This is a genomic window from Streptomyces sp. NWU339 (assembly GCF_003143855.1).
Classification (GTDB): Bacteria; Actinomycetota; Actinomycetes; order Streptomycetales; family Streptomycetaceae; genus Streptomyces.
The window spans coordinates 38,485-55,381 of sequence record NZ_QFRK01000027.1; the positions used below are offsets into that span (position 1 = coordinate 38,485).

Genomic DNA, 16,897 nt, shown 5'->3' on the forward strand with positions numbered 1-16,897 from the left:
CTCGCACCACCGGGCGACTCCGACCAGACGGGACCCACCAGGACACCCGGGCCACCAGGTACCCGGGTGGGGTACCTGGCGGGCAGGGAAACGCTCCTTGGGCGACGGACTCCTGAAGCCCCGGCGCCCTCGCCCCTCCACCACCCGTCGGCGGCCCCCGGAACCGCCGCGGCACCCCATCGGCGTACCTCGGTTGCGAACCGCCGCGCGGACCGGGCTAGCGTGCATCGTGAAGACGCCGTGGCAGCGCGTCCGGCGATTCTCACGCGTTGGTGGTCCAAGGCAAGACGCCCTGCTCCCCGTGGGGAGATGCAGGTGCAAGGCCTGCCCAACGCTCCCCCCGAGTGCCGCTCAGCGGCGTTTCCTCTCCGGAGAACGAACCGGGGAACGCGGCTTCTCAGGCTGCGGTTCCCCGGTGCCGTGCCCACCCGCACGGTCCATCTGACGCCATTCCGGCCTCAGACCGGCCAGATTCGTGGTGAGGAAGGGCACGGCCCCTCCACCGAGCAGCACCGGCACGAGCCCGGCCGGAGCCACCGCCGCCCCGGCGATCAGCCCGCCCAGTGGCATGCCGGCCCAGGCCAGTGACGTGGTGAGCGCTTTGACCCTGCCCGGCATCCGGCGGGGGATCCGTTCGAAGAGCACGGCTCCCAGCACCGGGTCGACGAAGCCGACGCCGAAACCGCTGAGAGCGAACACGGCCAGTACCGCCCCCATCGGCGCGTCGTGGGCGAGGACCAGGAATCTCGGTGCCCCGGCGAGCGGGAACCCGGTGAAGAACACCAGCCGACGCCGCAGCCGGTGCGCGTACGCCGCGGCGATTCCCCGGACGCTCCCCAACAGGCCGATCGCGCCGGGCCCGTTCCCGGACTCGTCGGTCCGGACCGGCACGAGCACCGAGTTGAACGCGGTGTCCAGCAGGTTGGTGACGGCGGCCGTGAAAGCGATCGTCAGCAGCAACAGGTCACCGCGGAAGAACGTGAGGCCCGCCGCGAACCGTCGCCAGTAGCCTGCTTCCGGCGAACCCGGCCGGCGAGGGCGGTGCGGTGGCGGCGCGCCCCGCGCCGCGAGGCAGCGACAGCGCGATGATCACCGATCCGAGGGCGAAGCAGCCAACGTTGGCGGTCAGCGCTGTCAGGGGACCGAGCAGCGCCACCAGGGCGCCGCCGGATGCCAGGCCGATCGTGGAGGTAAGCCGTTCGGCCACCCCGGACAGACCGGTGGCCCGTTCCATCGGTACCCGGCCGCGCTCGGCCGCCTCCGGTACCACGACCCCCTTGGCCAGGTCGCCGGGGCCCCGGGCCGCGCCGCTCAGTGCGACCAGGGCCAGCAGGAGGGGAAGGAGAGCAGGTCCAGGGCGTGGAGGAGGGGAACCGCGGCGGCCGCGCTCGCCGGATCGACGGTCCAGGAAACGGCCCGCGGGCCGATCCGGTCCACCAAGGAGCCGGTGAGCGTCTTGACCGCCACGTAGGGGGCCATCTCGAAGAAGACGACCAGCCCGGTCCGGGGGGCGCTGCCCGCCGTCGCCGCGCACGGTGCCCTCTGTTCCGGAGATGCCGGTGAGTGGCCCGGCTCACATGGCGTAGCGGGCGTGGCACCGACACCATGGTCTTCGTCACCCGGCAGGCTGAAGGGATCAAGAATGTTCCGCAAGGTGCTGGTAGCCAACCGTGGTGAGATCGCGATTCGGGCGTTTCGCGCGGGCTACGAACTGGGCGCCCGAACCGTCGCGGTCTTTCCGCACGAGGACCGCAACTCGCTGCACCGGCTCAAGGCGGACGAGGCGTACGAGATCGGGCAGCCGGGGCATCCGGTGCGCGCCTACCTCTCCGTCGAGGAGATCATCGGCGCGGCGCGCCGGGCGGGAGCCGATGCCGTCTACCCGGGGTACGGATTCCTGTCCGAGAATCCCGAGCTGGCCCTCGCCTGCGAGGACGCGGGCATCACGTTCGTCGGACCGGACGCCCGGATCCTGGAACTCACCGGGAACAAGGCCCGCGCGGTGGCCGCGGCCCGTGAGGCGGACGTGCCGGTGCTCGGGTCCTCGGCGCCCTCCACCGACGTGGAGGAACTCGTCCGTGCCGCCGACGACATCGGCTTCCCCGTGTTCGTCAAGGCGGTCGCCGGTGGCGGCGGGCGCGGAATGCGCCGCGTGGAGGGTCCCACCCAGCTGCGGGAGGCCGTCGAGGCCGCCTCGCGGGAGGCCGAGTCCGCGTTCGGCGACCCCACGGTCTTCCTGGAGAAGGCCGTCGTGGAGCCCCGCCACATCGAGGTGCAGATCCTCGCCGACGGCGAGGGCAACGTCATTCACCTGTTCGAGCGCGACTGCTCGCTGCAGCGCCGCCACCAGAAGGTGATCGAACTCGCGCCCGCGCCGAACCTCGACCCGGAGCTGCGGGACCGGATCTGTGCCGACGCCGTGCGCTTCGCCCGCCGGATCGGCTACCGCAACGCCGGGACCGTGGAATTCCTCGTCGACCGCGACGGGAACCACGTCTTCATCGAGATGAACCCGCGCATCCAGGTCGAACACACCGTGACCGAAGAGGTCACCGACGTCGACCTCGTGCAGGCGCAACTGCGCATCGCCGCCGGTGAGACGCTGGCCGACCTCGGTCTCGCCCAGGAGAACATCACCCTGCGGGGCGCCGCGCTGCAGTGCCGCATCACCACCGAGGACCCGGCCAACGGCTTCCGCCCCGACACCGGACGGATCAGCGCCTACCGCTCACCCGGCGGCTCCGGCATCCGCCTGGACGGCGGCACCACCCACGCCGGTACGGAGATCAGCGCCCACTTCGACTCGATGCTGGTGAAACTGACCTGCCGGGGCCGGGACTTCACCACCGCGGCCAACCGGGCCCGGCGCGCCGTGGCCGAGTTCCGCATCCGCGGCGTCGCCACGAACATCCCCTTCCTGCAGGCCGTGCTGGACGATCCGGAGTTCCAAGCTGGACAGGTCACCACGTCGTTCATCGAGCAGCGTCCGCACCTGCTCACCTCACGCCACTCCGCCGACCGCGGCACGAAGCTGCTGACCTACCTCGCCGACGTCACGGTGAACAAGCCGCACGGCGAACGGCCCGAACTGATCGACCCGATGACCAAGCTGCCCCGGCTGTCCGCCGGAGAGCCGCCGGCCGGGTCCCGGCAGCGGCTCACCGAACTCGGCCCCGAGGGCTTCGCCCGCTGGCTGCGCGCGTCACCGACCGTCGGCGTCACCGACACCACCTTCCGCGACGCCCACCAGTCGCTGCTCGCCACCCGGGTCCGCACCAAGGACCTGCTCGCCGTCGCCCCGGTGGTGGCGCGCACCCTGCCCGAACTGCTCTCCCTGGAGTGCTGGGGCGGTGCCACCTATGACGTCGCCCTGCGCTTCCTCGCCGAGGACCCGTGGGAGCGCCTGGCCGCCCTGCGGGAAGCCGTACCGAACATCTGCCTGCAGATGCTGCTGCGCGGCCGCAACACCGTGGGCTACACGCCGTACCCGACCGAGGTGACCGACGCCTTCGTCCAGGAGGCGGCGGCCACCGGCATCGACGTCTTCCGCATCTTCGACGCGCTGAACGACGTCGCCCAGATGCGGCCCGCCATCGACGCGGTACGCGAGACCGGGACGGCCGTCGCGGAGGTCGCCCTGTGCTACACCGCCGACCTGTCCGACCCGTCCGAGCGGCTCTACACCCTGGACTACTACCTGCGCCTGGCCGAGCAGATCGTCGACGCGGGCGCGCACGTCCTGGCCGTCAAGGACATGGCCGGCCTGCTCCGGGCACCTGCCGCGGCGACCCTGGTGTCGGCCCTGCGCCGGGAGTTCGACCTGCCGGTCCACCTGCACACCCACGACACCTCCGGCGGTCAGCTCGCCACCTACCTCGCCGCGATCCAGGCCGGAGCGGACGCGGTCGACGGGGCGGTGGCGTCCATGGCCGGCACCACCTCGCAGCCGTCCCTGTCGGCGATCGTCGCGGCGACCGACCACTCGGAGCGGCCCACCGGCCTCGACCTCCAGGCCGTCGGCGACCTGGAGCCGTACTGGGAGAGCGTCCGCAAGGTCTACGCCCCCTTCGAGGCGGGCCTGGCCTCACCCACCGGCCGGGTCTACCACCACGAGATCCCCGGCGGGCAGCTCTCCAACCTGCGCACCCAGGCCATCGCCCTGGGGCTGGGCGACCGCTTCGAGGACATCGAGGCGATGTACGCCGCCGCCGACCGGATACTCGGCCGCCTGGTGAAGGTCACCCCCTCGTCGAAGGTGGTCGGTGACCTGGCACTGCACCTGGTGGGCGCCGGGGTCTCCCCGCGGGACTTCGAACAGGATCCGGACCGGTTCGACATCCCCGACTCCGTCATCGGCTTCCTGCGCGGCGAACTGGGCACCCCGCCCGGCGGCTGGCCGGAGCCCTTCCGTACCAAGGCACTGCGGGGCCGCGCCGACGCCAAGCCCGTGCGGGAACTGACCGCCGACGACCGTGCCGGACTGGCGAAGGACCGTCGGGCCACGCTCAACCGGCTGCTGTTCTCCGGTCCGGCCCGCGAGTTCGAGACCCACCGCCAGACCTTCGGCGACACCAGCGTCCTGGACAGCAAGGACTTCTTCTACGGGCTGCGCCCCGGCAAGGAGTACACCGTCGACCTCGACCCCGGGGTGCGGCTGCTCATCGAGCTCCAGGCCGTGGGCGCCGCCGACGAGCGTGGCATGCGCACGGTGATGTCCACCCTGAACGGTCAACTGCGGCCGATCCAGGTTCGCGACCGGGCGGCGGCCTCCGACGTCCCGGTCACCGAGAAGGCCGACCGGACCGATCCCGGCCATGTCGCGGCGCCGTTCGCCGGAGTGGTGACCCTCGCGGTCGCCGAGGGCGACGAGGTGGACGCGGGGGCCACGGTGGCCACCATCGAGGCGATGAAGATGGAAGCCGCGATCACCGCCCCGAAGTCCGGCACGGTGAGCCGGCTGGCCATCAACCGCATCCAACAGGTGGAAGGCGGCGACCTCCTCGTGGAACTCGCCTGACCCGACCGCAGACAGTGGAGGCCCTCCTGCGTGTACTGGGCCGCGGCGAGCACGAGCCGCCCCCGCGCTGGACGCCGACCTGGTCCAGCCGCACACCAGGAGGGCCGGTCGGGCACCCGGAACTCACCCAAGGCCCGGAGGCTCGCTCAGGTCGACGGCGCGCAGGGCCGCCGCCAGAGCCGGTTCGTCGCCGACGTCGAGGGCGGTGTCGGCCAGTTTGATGACGTGTTCGTCGCCGTGCGCCAGCGCCCGTTCGAAGACCTCGTCGGGGGTGAGAGGCCCCGGCGGGGCGTACGCGACGGGGGAGCGCGGCGCGTACATCGCGGTCACCGCCGCGGACACCGTCCAGGCGGCCCGCAGACTCGGTACCCACAGGGCACGCGGCAGGGCGGGCATGCTGCGCAGTACGGCGTTGGGGGCCGTGGCCGCGTGGACCAGCATGGTCTCCTCGCCGTGGCCGTGGGTGGCGTAGCGGTGGGTGGCGGCCCGCACCAGTTCGCCGAGTCGGCGGCGGGCTTCGTCCGGGTCCGTGACCGTGGCCGCCCACACCGGCAGGCCCGTGACCCGGGGGAGCCGGTCGGCGAAGCCGCCGTCCTGTGCGGCGAGCGGCCTCACCGCGTCCAGGGCGGCGGCCGCGCTGCCGGAGCCGGGCAGCGGTGCCGGGGCCGCGATGGGGCGGTGGCGGGCGGCCCAGTAGCCGAGGCCGTGCCCGAGTTCGGCCAGACGCGGCTCGGTGGCCTCGCCGGCCAGGAGCGTCCGCACGGCGTGTCCCACCCGGATGACCGGATGGGTGGAACCGCCGTACAGGCCGGGCAGGAGCCGGGGCCACCACTCGGTGAGCACCTCACGCCAGGGGCGTTCGGCCAGCTCACGGCCGAAGCAGTCGATCCAGTCGGCGGTGCGGCGGGGGTCGCCGAGCGCCGAGGGCCAGTTGACGGCCGTGACCGGCTCGCTCCCGGCCGGGAAGTCCTCGAGCTTGCGCGCGTACAGGTCGAGCCACCGGTGGACCGCACCGGCCCGCCCGTGCGTGGTCAGGGCTTCCACGGCCATCGGCGCGTGATTGGTGAGCCGGCCGAGCCGCTCCGGTCCGAAGGTGTGCAGCCGCTGGAGAGCTTCGTCGAGTGTGCCTGTCGTGTCCATGGACGGGACGTTAGGCGCGGCGCCGCGGCGGGGTAACGGGCCGCAGACCTAGGACCGATGAGACCGGCCCCGACCGGCCCCGACTGACTACGTTTCCGGTGTCGCGGTGCGGCTGCGCACCGGGTGCTTGCTCAGGACGGAGACCCGGTTGAAGGCGTTCATGGTGATCGCCACCCAGATCACGGCGGAGATCTCGTCTTCCGACAGCACGGAGCGCGCGAGCGCGTACGCGGTGCTCTGCGCGTCGGCGTCCGTGGGCAGGGTGGTGACCTCGGCGAGTGCCAGCGCGGCGCGCTCGCGCGGATGGAACAGTTCGGTGTCGCGCCAGGCGGCCAGCACGCCCAGGCGCTGCGCGGTCTCGCCGGCGCGCAGCGCCCGCGTGGTGTGCAGACTGAGGCAGAACGCGCAGGCGTTGAGCTGGGAGACCCGGATGTTGATCAGCTCGACGAGGACGCGGTCCAGACCGGCGTCGGCCGCGACCCCGCGCACCGCCTCGGCCGTGGCCGCCAGCGCGCGATAGGCGGCCGGGCTCTGCTTGTCGACGAACACCCGCTGGTCCGTGCTCTCCGCTGCCGTCTGGGTCACGTGAACTCCTTCATCGCGCGGTGTCTGAACCTCTGCTCCCATCATCCATGATTGTTGAAAAATGTAGTTTCATCGGCCGGCCGGACGCGGTCCCTCGCCCATCGCCGTGAGCTGCAGCCGCAGTGCCAGCCGCACCCGGGGCGAGGACAGGTCCACCGGGGCCACCTCGTCGAGCTTGCGCAGCCGGTAGCGCAGCGTGTTGGGATGGATCCGCAACAGCCGCGCGGCGCTCTGCGGGTCACCGAAGTGGTCCAGCCAGGCCGCGAGCGTCGTGCGATACGGCGTGCCGTGCTCCTCGTCGTGCGCGCGCAGCGCGGCGAGCGGTCCGCCGAGCAGGCCCGTGTCGATCCCGACGGCCGCCGTGGCACGCTCCACGACGACGGCGTCCCAGGCGTCCTCCATCAGGACGATTCCCGTCCGGTCGGGGAGCGGGAGCCGGCCGGTGCCGATCAGCCGGTGGAGTTCGCCGGCCTCCGCGGTGGCACGGGGCAACTGGTCGGGGGAGTCGGCGGGGCAGCCCGCCGCGGCGTACAGACCCGGGTCATGGGCGTGGACCTCACGCAGCACATGCCGAAGCCAGTCCAGGGTGCCCGCACCGGCATCGGCCATACCCCCGGCGGTGACGGGGCGTCTGCCCCGCGGCCGTTCGGCGACCAGGCCGAACAGCAACCCGTCGAGGTCGGTCAGCAAGGGCTGGTGCCAGCCGAAGCGGAGGGCGACCGATTCCCACAGATCCAGTTGCCTGCGTATGTCGGTCCCGTCGGGGGATCCGAAGGCCACCACCCGCCAGGGACCCGCCGGCAGCGCGGGCGCGGCGCCCGGTCCGGGAACGACCGGTCCGGGTGCGGCGCCCGGACCGCTGCCGGAGGCGGCACCCTCGCGCAGGGCCACCCGCAGCTGACCCGTCGAGACCCGCCGTGCGATACCGGCCTCGGCACGCAGCCGCAGCAGATGCAGGGCGAGGACTGAGGCCACGTCGCTGAGCTCCCGGATGCGTTCCGGGGGGACCTGGGAGCGGACCACCGCCCAGATCGAACCGAGCCACTCACCGCCGGCCCGTACCGGGATGATCAGCCGGGGCAGGGTGCCGTCGGGGCCGGCCGGGGTCCAGATGGGGTCACTGGAGCGGGCGAGCCTGCGGAAGACACCGCCGGCCCGGAAATGGGTGAGGGTTTCCGGGGGCACACGCCGACCCACGATGGTGGAGACGCGTGCCGGATCGGTCGTGTCCTGCCGCGCGGAGTAGGCGAGAACCCGGGACTGCGCGTCCTCCACCGTCACCGGCGCGTCGATGATCTCGGCTGCCGCGTCGGCCAGCGCGAACAGGTCGGCGTGCGGTCCAGGGCTGCCGAGGCGACTGGTGTCGGGCGCGGAGGCCCGGTCGATGACGCCGCGCAGCAGCCAGACGACATGCGCCCACGACGTGTGCGGCTGCAGCTCGACCAGCGCGGGGCCCGCCAGCTCGCGGGCGGCACGGGCCACCTGCGGATCACCGGCGAAGGGGCCCTTGAGTACGACGCCCCCGGCCGCCGCCCGGGCGGCCCGTTCCAGCAGGGCGACGGCCCCGTCCCGGTCGGCCACACCCACCCCCAGGACGAGCTCTCCCGGCTGCCCCACGGCATCCCCGGGCTCGGCCAGGGCGACGTCGTGCACTTCGGCGTCCCGGGCCGCCACAACGGTACGGAGGAATCCGGCGCCCAGGGAATCCACCAGATCGGTGACCGTGATCGTCATCGGTCCCCCGCGGTGCGACGGCAGCAGCTCATGAGCAGGGTCATGCCCCCATTGTGACCTGGAGGCATGGTTCCCGGGGCACCACATGTACGGCTCCGATTGGCCGTACAGCACAAAGACAACGGCACGGCCCGGGCTCACCATCGAAGACACCACCGCCTTGGAGAAGAGGTTTCGCATGACCCGCCCCGCCTCGCCCGCGCACTCCGGCCCCCGCTCCGTCGCCGTCGTCGGTGCCGGCATGGTCGGACTGTCCACCGCCTGGTTCCTTCAGGAGCGAGGCGTCGACGTCACCGTGTACGACCGCGACGGAGTGGCCGCCGGCTCCTCCTGGGGCAACGCCGGATGGCTGACCCCCGGCCTGGCGACGCCGCTGCCCGAGCCCGCGGTCCTCAGCTACGGCGTACGCGCGGTCCTCAGCCCGTCCTCCCCGGTCTACGTCCCGCCCAGCGCCAACCCCGGCCTGCTCAGGTTCCTCGCGGGATTCGCCCGGAACAGCACCGCGACACGGTGGCTGCGGGCCATGCGCGCGCTCGTCCCCATCAACAGCCTGTCGCTGTCCAGCTTCGACGCGCTGGCCGAAGGCGGCGTCGAGGCGCGGACCCTCGACGCCAAGTCCTTCCTCGCGGCCTACCGCACGGCAGGGGAACGCCGGGTCCTGCTGGAGGAACTCGAACAGATCCACGCCGCCGGACAGCGCATGGAGTTCGACGTCCTCGACGGCGACGAGGCCCGGGGGATCGAGCCGTCCCTCTCGAACGAGATCGGCGCGGCGATCCGTCTGCACGGCCAGCGCTACATCGACCCCGGACACTTCGTGCACGCCCTGGGCGACGCGGTCCGCGCCCGGGGCGGCGAGATCCTGGAGAGGACGGAGGTCACCGATGTGCGGGACGCGGCCACCGGCGTCATCGTCCGGACCGGTGACGACCGGGACCGGCGCTTCGACGCGGTGGTCCTGGCCACCGGAGCCTGGCTCGGCCGCCATGCCAGGAAGTTCGGGGTCCGCTCCCTCGTACAGGCCGGGCGGGGGTACAGCTTCAGCGTCCCGATCGAGCACGTGCCGTCCGGCCCCGTCTACTTCCCCGGCCAGCGCGTCGCCTGCACACCGCTCGGCGACCGGCTGCGCGTCGCCGGAATGATGGAGTTCCGCAAGCCGGAAGCGCCCCTGGACGCGCGCCGGATCAACGCCATCGCCGAGGCGGCCCGCCCGCTGCTGCGCGGCGCCGACCTGGAAGCCCGCAAGGACGAGTGGGTCGGCTCGCGCCCCTGCACGACCGACGGACTGCCCCTGATCGGGGCCACCCGCTCGCCCCGGGTCTTCGCCGCCGGCGGACACGGCATGTGGGGCATCACCCTCGGCCCGGCCACCGGACAGCTGCTCGCCGAGACGATGGTCACCGGCGCACGCCCCGCGCAGCTCGCGCCGTTCGACCCGCTGCGCTGACCGGCTACCGGCGGCGGGGCGGGAATGCCCGCCCCGCCGCCGGCCCGTCCGCTACTTGGGCGGGGTCGGTGTGTCGTGGGTCCGGTACATGGCCTGTACGTCGAGCGCCAGCTGGACCGTCGGCCCGACGACGGCGATGCCGCGGGCGAGCATGGAACGCCAGTTGAGGGTGAAGTCCTCGCGATGCAGTTCGGCCTTCGCGAGAGCGGCGCAGCGCAGTTCCTGCTCGTAGCCGCCGTTCACGGCGCCGAGATACTCGGTGTCGAGGCCTATCGAGCGACTGGTGCCGTGCATCGTGAGGGTGCCGTGCACGGTCCACTTGGAGCCGCCGTGGTAGGCGAACCGAGTGCTGGTGAAGTCGATGTACGGGTAGTTCTCGACGTCGAGGAAGTCGGCCGACCGCAGGTGGTTGTCGCGGGTCTGGTTGCCCGTGGTGATGCTGGAGGCGTCGATGCGCACCGAGACCTGGGAGTCGCCCATGTTCTCCGCGACCCGGATGCCGCCCTCGAACCGGGTGAAGCGGCCGTGGACATGAGCCATGCCCACGTGCTTGGCGATGAACCGGATCGCGGTGTGCGGAGGGTCGAACAACCAGGTGCCGGCGGGCGGCAGCTCCAGCTGGCGCCCGGGCTCCAGCACGACGCGTGCGGGGGCGAGAGCCACCCCGGCGACTATGTCGACGGTCTGGCGGGCGGGTGACAGGCCCTGCGCTGTCAGCATCACGCTGTACCTGCCGGGGGGCAGGACCGCCATGTAGTAGCCGTACGGGTCGGTGGTGCCGCGGGCCGCGACGCGGTGGCTGTCCAGCGCGGTCACCGTGACCTCGGCCGCGCCCAGCGGCTGCCCCAGGGCATCGACGGCCTCGCAGCCGAACGCCCCCGCGCCGGTCGGCAGGGGGACCGAGAGGCCCGACGAGGCGCCGGAGGCGCCCTGCGGGCGCAGGCGCCGCAGCAGTCCGAGGACCATGGTGTTCACCTTTCTTCACGCATGTTTCCGCCTGGCCCGTACGGCACACCGCGTTCGCGGCTGCCAAGAGCCAGAGGATCAGGACACCGGTACGAGGGGGGCGGCCTGTCATCGATCCTAAAGCCGTCGGAAGAGGAGAGTGACTGCTCCCGACATCGGCGCGGGCGCCGGGCGGTGCCGGATGGGCCATCGGGGGTGCGGTGTCATGAAGGGCAATGTGCCGATTTGCAGGGGTGTTTCTTTGCAGCGCCGCTCCGGCAAATGGCGGGAACGTGTCGGGGTGTTCATGCATCACTCGCGATTTCCGTGCACATTGCACACGATCCACGCGTGCCGTCGCCCGGGCCGATGAGTTCTCGCGCGTTCCGTGGTCCAAGGAGGAGGCGAGGGGAAAGGCGTTTTCCCCGCCCGGGAGAGGAGCGCGGACGATGAAGCTCACGCTGACGCAGTTTCTGACACTGGACGGCGTCTACCAGGGCCCGGGGGCCCCGGACGAGGACACCAGTGACGGATTCACCCGGGGCGGCTGGTTCGTGCCGTATCTGGACGAGGCGTTCGAACGGATGGCCGCCACCTGGCTCGGCCGGGCGGACGCGTTGCTGCTGGGCCGCCGCACCTATGTGGGTTTCGCGCGGGACTGGCCGAAGATGACCGAGCCCCCCTTCGGCCCGCTCATGAACGGCCTGCCGAAGTACGTGGCGTCCCACAGCCTGACCGAGGCCGGGTGGAACCCGACCACGATCCTCTCCGGTGACGTCCCCGCCCAGGTCGCCGACCTGAAACGACAGCCCGGCCGAGAGCTGCAACTCCACGGCAGCGCCCGGCTGGCCCGGTCCCTGCTGGCCGCCGGCCTGATCGACGAACTGCGCCTGGTCGTCGCCCCCGTGGTGCTGGGTGCCGGCCGCCGTCTCTTCCCGGACGGCGGCGCCCCGGCCGGCCTGAGCCTCGTCCACCACGAGGCGACACCGCGCGGACTGGCGGTCCACGTCTACGAATTGACCGGACGACCCGAGTACGGAACCTACGGAGCCGGCACACAGGGATCGACGGACGCACGGCACGGCGAAGGTCCTCGCCCCGGGCCCGGCCTGTGAGGGGGGTGTGCCCGGGCGGGGCGAGGACGGCTGCGTGCTGCGGGGCTCACCGGGCAGGTCGGGGGACGCCGTCAGTCCTGCAGGCGGTACTCGATGATCGCGCCCGGGTTCTCCAGGGGGTCGGACACCGGACTGCCCTGCGCGTCACGGACGGGGCCCGCGGAGTCGGTCGCGGCAAAGAGGGACCTGCCGTCGGCGCTGAACTCCGTGTCACGGAAGCGGTTGTGCTCCATGAAGAGCTCGGTGACCTTGCTGACGCCCTGGCCTCCCGGTGTGAGGTCGACGCGGTAGACGGTGCCGTCCTTGAGGGTGGTCATCACCAGGGAGTTGTTCCAGCCGGGGATGCCCTTACCGGTGGCTTCGGCGGACTTCCTGGACATCCCGTAGTGCTCGAAGCTGGAGGGCGCGATGGTGGGCCAGCACAGGGACCACTCCTCGCCCTGCGCGCACCTGGGGTTCTGGAAGTTGAAGTCCGAGCCCACGGTGCCGAAGGTGTGGATCGGCTGGACGAAGGGCTGTTTGAAGTCGGTCTCCTGCTGGACGGGGACCGTCTTGGGGATCTCGAAGTTGCTGAAGGTCAGCTCGTCGCACGGCGTCGGCCACGAGGCGGACCAGTTGGCGTAGACGTAGGCCTTGTCGTCGCGGTAGCCCGAGACGTTCGGCCAGCCGTAGTTGCCGCCCTTCTTCAGGATGTTGATCTCGTCGTCGGTCTTCGGGCCCTGCTCGTTCGAGTAGAGCGTGCCGTCGGGGCCGAAGGCCAGGCCCTGCGCGTTGCGGTGCCCGTAGGTGTAGACGTGGCTGCGCACGCCGCCCAGGACCGGGTTGTCCGAGGGGACCGAGCCGTCGGTGTTCAGCCGCAGGGTCTTCCCCTGGTAGGCGATCCAGTCCCTGCCCTCGACTTCGTGGGCGGTGGGCAGCCGCATGGCGTAGCTGGGCTTGCAGGTGTTCCCGAACTGGTTCACACCCTGGTCACCGATGGTGTAGTACAGCTTGCCGTCCGGGCCCAGGCGCAGCCGCGCCGACTGGTGGTCGTTGCTGGCCGGCATGCCGGCGATGACGGCCTTCGGGCTGTGCAGCCGCTTTTGGACGGGGTCGTAGGTGTAGCGCTCGATCTTGGTGCGGGCCTGCACGGCCGGGGTGGGGTCGATGTCGTTGGTGTAGGAGATGTACGCGTACACCTCGCCGGTCCCGCGCCGTTGCTCGATGGCGAGGCCGAGCACACCGTCCTGCCCGCCCTCGCTGTGGACGGCCTGCGGCAGGCTGAGCAGGGTGGTCTTGGCGCCGGTCTTCGGGTCGACCCGGGTGACCTTCTTGCCGGTCTTCTCGGTGACCCACAGGGATCCGTCGGGAGCCCGGACGACCTCGTAGGGGTCTTGCAGGCCGGTGGCCACGACACGCTTGGCGAACATGCCCGAGGCGGGCGGTGTGCCGGTGCGGGCGGGAGGGGAGACGGCGTCGGGGTCCGAGGTGCCGGAGGGGTCTCCGCCGGTGACGGCGGCGCCGGTGAGGGAGGCGCCGAGGGCCAGGGCGAGTACGGTCGCCACCGGCCCGCGCAGTATGTGGTGCATGCGGTTCCTTCCAGTGAGGTTGCCCCTGCCCGAGCATCGCCTGGAGTAATCGATTCAGCACTCCGGGTGTCGCGGCATTCCGCCGTTCGGGTGACGGGGCGCCGTGGCCGGAAGGCGGGACATGCGCGAGAACCCGCCCGGTCGCCGTCCGGGCAGGTCTGAAGGACCGCCCCACCCCGACGAGTTGAGGGCCGGAGTGCCGGGCTGCCGCTGTGCGCGGTGGCCGGCCCGGCGGTAAACCCAGGTTTCGAGGGCGCTCAAGGGGCGCGCCACCGGTGTTCACCCGATCGGAGTGCGAGGAGCACCCCGCATCGTGGTTCGCCCGGATGGCTAGACTGCACCGGCAGTGCCGTACCGCCGCGCCGACCGCCCAGGAGTGTCCCGTGACCCACCGCTTCTCCTCGTGAGTCAGGGGCTCCGCATGGCAACGAACCGTACGGCCAAGAGCATCGCCACCCGTCAGCGATTCGTCGACGAGGCCCTGCGCCTCTTCAAGGAACAGGGCTACGAGCGCACGTCCATGGCCCAGATCGCGGCCGCGGCCGGCAGCAGCCGGGCCAATCTGTACCTGTACTTCAACAGCAAGTCCCAGATCATCAGGGCCCGCATGACCGAGATCGAGGCCGAGGTGGCCGAGCTCTACGCCGTACTGGACGGGATGCCGAGGCACACACCCGGGGCCATGCGGGAGTGGATGGGCACCGCCCGTGAGATGTGGCTGCGCTACGCCACCGAGTTCGAGGCCGTCAACCAGGCCATGGCCATCGACCCGGACGTACTCGAGGAATGGCTGGGCCTGATCAGGCGCGTCTCGTCGGCCCACGCGTCGCTCCACCTGGACGGTGCGACGGAGGACGAACGGGCGGAACGCGAAGTGCACATGGCCACGCTGATGATGAGCCTGGAACGCAACTTCTACTTCCTGTACATCCGCGGCCACAAGGAGCGGGAGGAGCTGATCCTCACCTCACTGGCCCGGCAGTGGGCCCGGTTGTTCGACGACTGACCGGACACAGGACTCCGTCGGGAAACCCGGCGAACGGATTTCCCGACGGAGTGGGGGAGCGGGTGAACGGCCCGGGGTCAGCCGCCCAGCACCAGTCGTGGGCAGTCGGCCGCGGCCCGGGACACGCAGATCAGCATGGTCCTGTCGGCCTCCTGCTCCGACGGGGTGAGGATCGAGTCCCGGTGGTCGGCCCGGCCGGAGACGATGGGTGTCTCGCAGGTGCCGCACGTACCGGTCTTGCACGAGGAGACCACCGGGAGCCCGGCGTTCTGGGCGGCCTCCAGGATCGTCTCGTCCGCGCCGACCTCGACGACCGTCCCGGACTCGGCGAACTCCACCTGGAACGGTGTGTCGGGAACGGTCCGCACCACGGGCTTCGGGGCGAAACGCTCCATGCGCAGCGAGTTCTTCGGCCAGTGGGCGGTGTTCTCCTCCACGGCCCGCAGCAGCGGCTCGGGACCGCACGCGTAGACGAGCGTCCCCTCGCGTACCTCACCGAGCAGACCGGACAGGTCGATCAGCCCGAGCTCGTCCTGGGGGACCACCGTGACGCGGTCGCCGTGGACGGCCAGCTCGTCGCGGAAGGCCATCGACGCGTGCGTGCGTCCACCGTAGACGAGGTCCCACTCGGCGCCGGCCCGCTCGGCCTCCCGGACCATGGGCAGGATCGGGGTGACACCGATGCCGCCCGCGATGAACAGGTAGCGGGGCGAGGGCAGGAGCCGGAAGTTGTTGCGCGGCCAGGACACGGTGACCCGGGACCCGACCGTCAGCGTGTCGTGCACCGCCGCCGACCCGCCCCGGCCGGCCTGCTCCCGCAGCACGCCGATGCGGTAGGAGGTACGGTCCTGCGGGTCGGAGGACAGCGAGTACTGACGTACCCACGGCTCACCGTCCCCGCCCGGCACATGGACGTCGACATGGGCCCCGGCCTTCCACGGCGGCAGTTCCCCGCCGTCAGGATGGCTCAGGGTCAGGGCGACGACACCCTCCGACGCCTCGGTGCGCTCCGTCACCTCCAGGTTGAGCGTGCGCACGGTCCGCGTCCGGGACCGCTCGACGTCCGCGACGTCCCAGCGCACCTGCAGCGAACGGCGCACCGGGAGCAGGGCCATGCGCAGGAAGTCGAGCTCGTCCGTGTCGTCCGGGCGCAGCGACGGCAGCCGCTCGAAGAGCACCCGCAGTCCCGTGGCGCCCTGGACACGGGCCAGGGGGTTGCCCAGGCAGGTGTGCCGTCCGGCCGTGAAGGCCAGGTGATCGGCGGGGTCGGGGCGGTGGATGTCGAACTCGAAGGGCCGCTCGACGTGCTCGGGATCGGTGTTGGCCGAAGCCAGCGCGACCCACACCATGTCACCGGCGGAGATGTGCACACCGGACAGTTCCACGTCCCGCGTCACCCGGCGCGAGGTGAAGGTCGAGGACGGGCGCCGCCGCAACGTCTCCTCGAAGACCCGGGGCCAGAGCTCCGGTTCGGCGAGCGCGTCCTCGAGCGCCTGCGGGTTCTGGGACAGGAAGAGCACCGCGTTGGTCATGGCCTGGGCCGTGGTGTCCGTGCCGGCCGCGGCGAACTCGGAGACGTGCAGGGCGATCTGGGGCGTGGGCAGCGCGTACGAGCCGTCCTTCGCCCGGGCCGACGCCATCACGGAGATGATGTCGTCGGCATCGGAGTCGCGCCGCGCGTCGACGATGGCACGCAGCTTCAGGTTGGCCTCGACGAAGCGGTCCCACACCTGAGACCGCTTCGGCTCGGGCAGCGGCTCGTGCGCGGACGACAGCACGGCGAACAGGTCGTCGCGCAACTGCCGCAGCATCGCCTCGTGTTCGTAGCCGAGACCCAGCAGCGCCATGATGGTCTGGGTGGTCAGCTCCAGCGAGTACTCCTCGAGCAGGTTCGCGCAGCCGTTGTTCTCGAACCGGTCGATGATGCGGTGCGCCCTGGCCTCGATCTCGGGCTGCAGCCGGTCCATGCGCTCCTTGACGAAGCCCCGCTGCGCCACGGACCGCGTCTCGGTGTGCCCGGGCGGATCCTGCCCCACGATCATCTTCGACACGAGATCCGGCGGGTAGACCTCCCGGTGCTTCGCCGGCACGTCCGCGGCCGAGTTGGCGGCCGAGGAGTAGGTCTGCCAGTCCGACAGAACGGTGAGGCAGTCCTCCCGCCGCGTGACGATCCACGCGTTCAGGTGCGGGTACCAGAACACCGGCGAGGTGTCCCGGACCGCGGCCAGATGAGCGGCCGGGTCCCGGTAGTAGTCGTCACCCATCGCGTCGAAACCGTGGGCGACGGGGCAGCGGCCCACGGGACGGGCCTCTTCCTGCAGTGACGTCATGGCCTGGTCC

General features: G+C 71.6%; 10 protein-coding genes and 1 pseudogene. 4 read left to right on the top strand and 7 right to left on the bottom strand.

Translation table 11 applies throughout. The features are described 5' to 3' along the window. Positions 1-351 precede the first annotated feature (351 nt). Positions 352-1,524, bottom strand: a pseudogene (locus DIZ27_RS27295) (MFS transporter); the annotation flags it as partial. Between the two features lie 118 nt (positions 1,525-1,642). Between DIZ27_RS27295 and DIZ27_RS27300 the strand changes: the two are divergent. Further along, on the top strand, positions 1,643-5,017 hold the full coding sequence (locus tag DIZ27_RS27300; RefSeq protein WP_109381115.1) for a pyruvate carboxylase: 3,375 nt from the start codon (positions 1,643-1,645) through the stop codon (positions 5,015-5,017). A 123-nt stretch (positions 5,018-5,140) separates the two neighbouring features. Here DIZ27_RS27300 and DIZ27_RS27305 read toward each other — a convergent pair whose 3' ends face one another. The 3 genes from DIZ27_RS27305 to DIZ27_RS27315 all read right to left on the bottom strand — a co-directional run bounded on the left by DIZ27_RS27305 (position 5,141) and on the right by DIZ27_RS27315 (position 8,476). Continuing rightward, positions 5,141-6,157: a questin oxidase family protein gene (locus tag DIZ27_RS27305; protein WP_109381116.1), complete on the bottom strand. Its 1,017-nt coding sequence runs from the start codon at positions 6,155-6,157 to the stop codon at positions 5,141-5,143. Positions 6,158-6,244: 87 nt separating this feature from the next. Continuing rightward, positions 6,245-6,742 carry a carboxymuconolactone decarboxylase family protein gene (locus DIZ27_RS27310; RefSeq protein WP_258308559.1) on the bottom strand — a complete coding sequence of 166 codons (498 nt, stop codon included), beginning with the start codon at positions 6,740-6,742 and terminating at the stop codon, positions 6,245-6,247. Between the two features lie 69 nt (positions 6,743-6,811). Next, on the bottom strand, positions 6,812-8,476 hold the full coding sequence (locus DIZ27_RS27315) for a CdaR family transcriptional regulator (RefSeq protein WP_109381117.1): 1,665 nt from the start codon (positions 8,474-8,476) through the stop codon (positions 6,812-6,814). Positions 8,477-8,654: 178 nt separating this feature from the next. Between DIZ27_RS27315 and DIZ27_RS27320 the strand changes: the two genes are divergently transcribed. Next, on the top strand, positions 8,655-9,923 hold the full coding sequence (locus DIZ27_RS27320; protein ID WP_109381118.1) for an FAD-binding oxidoreductase: 1,269 nt from the start codon (positions 8,655-8,657) through the stop codon (positions 9,921-9,923). Positions 9,924-9,974: 51 nt separating this feature from the next. On the opposite strand, the gene DIZ27_RS27325 is transcribed toward DIZ27_RS27320, so the two are convergent. Continuing rightward, positions 9,975-10,889, bottom strand: a complete 915-nt coding sequence (locus DIZ27_RS27325; RefSeq protein WP_109381159.1) for a YceI family protein — start codon at positions 10,887-10,889, stop codon at positions 9,975-9,977. A 428-nt stretch (positions 10,890-11,317) separates the two neighbouring features. On the opposite strand from DIZ27_RS27325, the gene DIZ27_RS27330 reads away from it, so the two are divergent. After that, entirely contained in the window at positions 11,318-11,983 is a 666-nt protein-coding gene (locus DIZ27_RS27330) for a dihydrofolate reductase family protein (protein WP_109381119.1), read from the top strand. Positions 11,984-12,054: 71 nt separating this feature from the next. On the opposite strand, the gene DIZ27_RS27335 is transcribed toward DIZ27_RS27330, so the two are convergent. Next, positions 12,055-13,551, bottom strand: coding sequence for a glucose/sorbosone family PQQ-dependent dehydrogenase (locus DIZ27_RS27335; protein ID WP_219933655.1), 1,497 nt, complete (start codon positions 13,549-13,551; stop codon positions 12,055-12,057). Positions 13,552-13,972: 421 nt separating this feature from the next. Here DIZ27_RS27335 and DIZ27_RS27340 point away from each other — a divergent pair, with 421 nt between their 5' ends. Continuing rightward, positions 13,973-14,557: a TetR/AcrR family transcriptional regulator gene (locus DIZ27_RS27340; protein WP_109381120.1), complete on the top strand. Its 585-nt coding sequence runs from the start codon at positions 13,973-13,975 to the stop codon at positions 14,555-14,557. Between the two features lie 77 nt (positions 14,558-14,634). On the opposite strand, the gene DIZ27_RS27345 is transcribed toward DIZ27_RS27340, so the two are convergent. Further along, positions 14,635-16,887 carry a cytochrome P450 gene (locus DIZ27_RS27345; RefSeq protein WP_181383715.1) on the bottom strand — a complete coding sequence of 751 codons (2,253 nt, stop codon included), beginning with the start codon at positions 16,885-16,887 and terminating at the stop codon, positions 14,635-14,637. Positions 16,888-16,897: the final 10 nt, after the last annotated feature.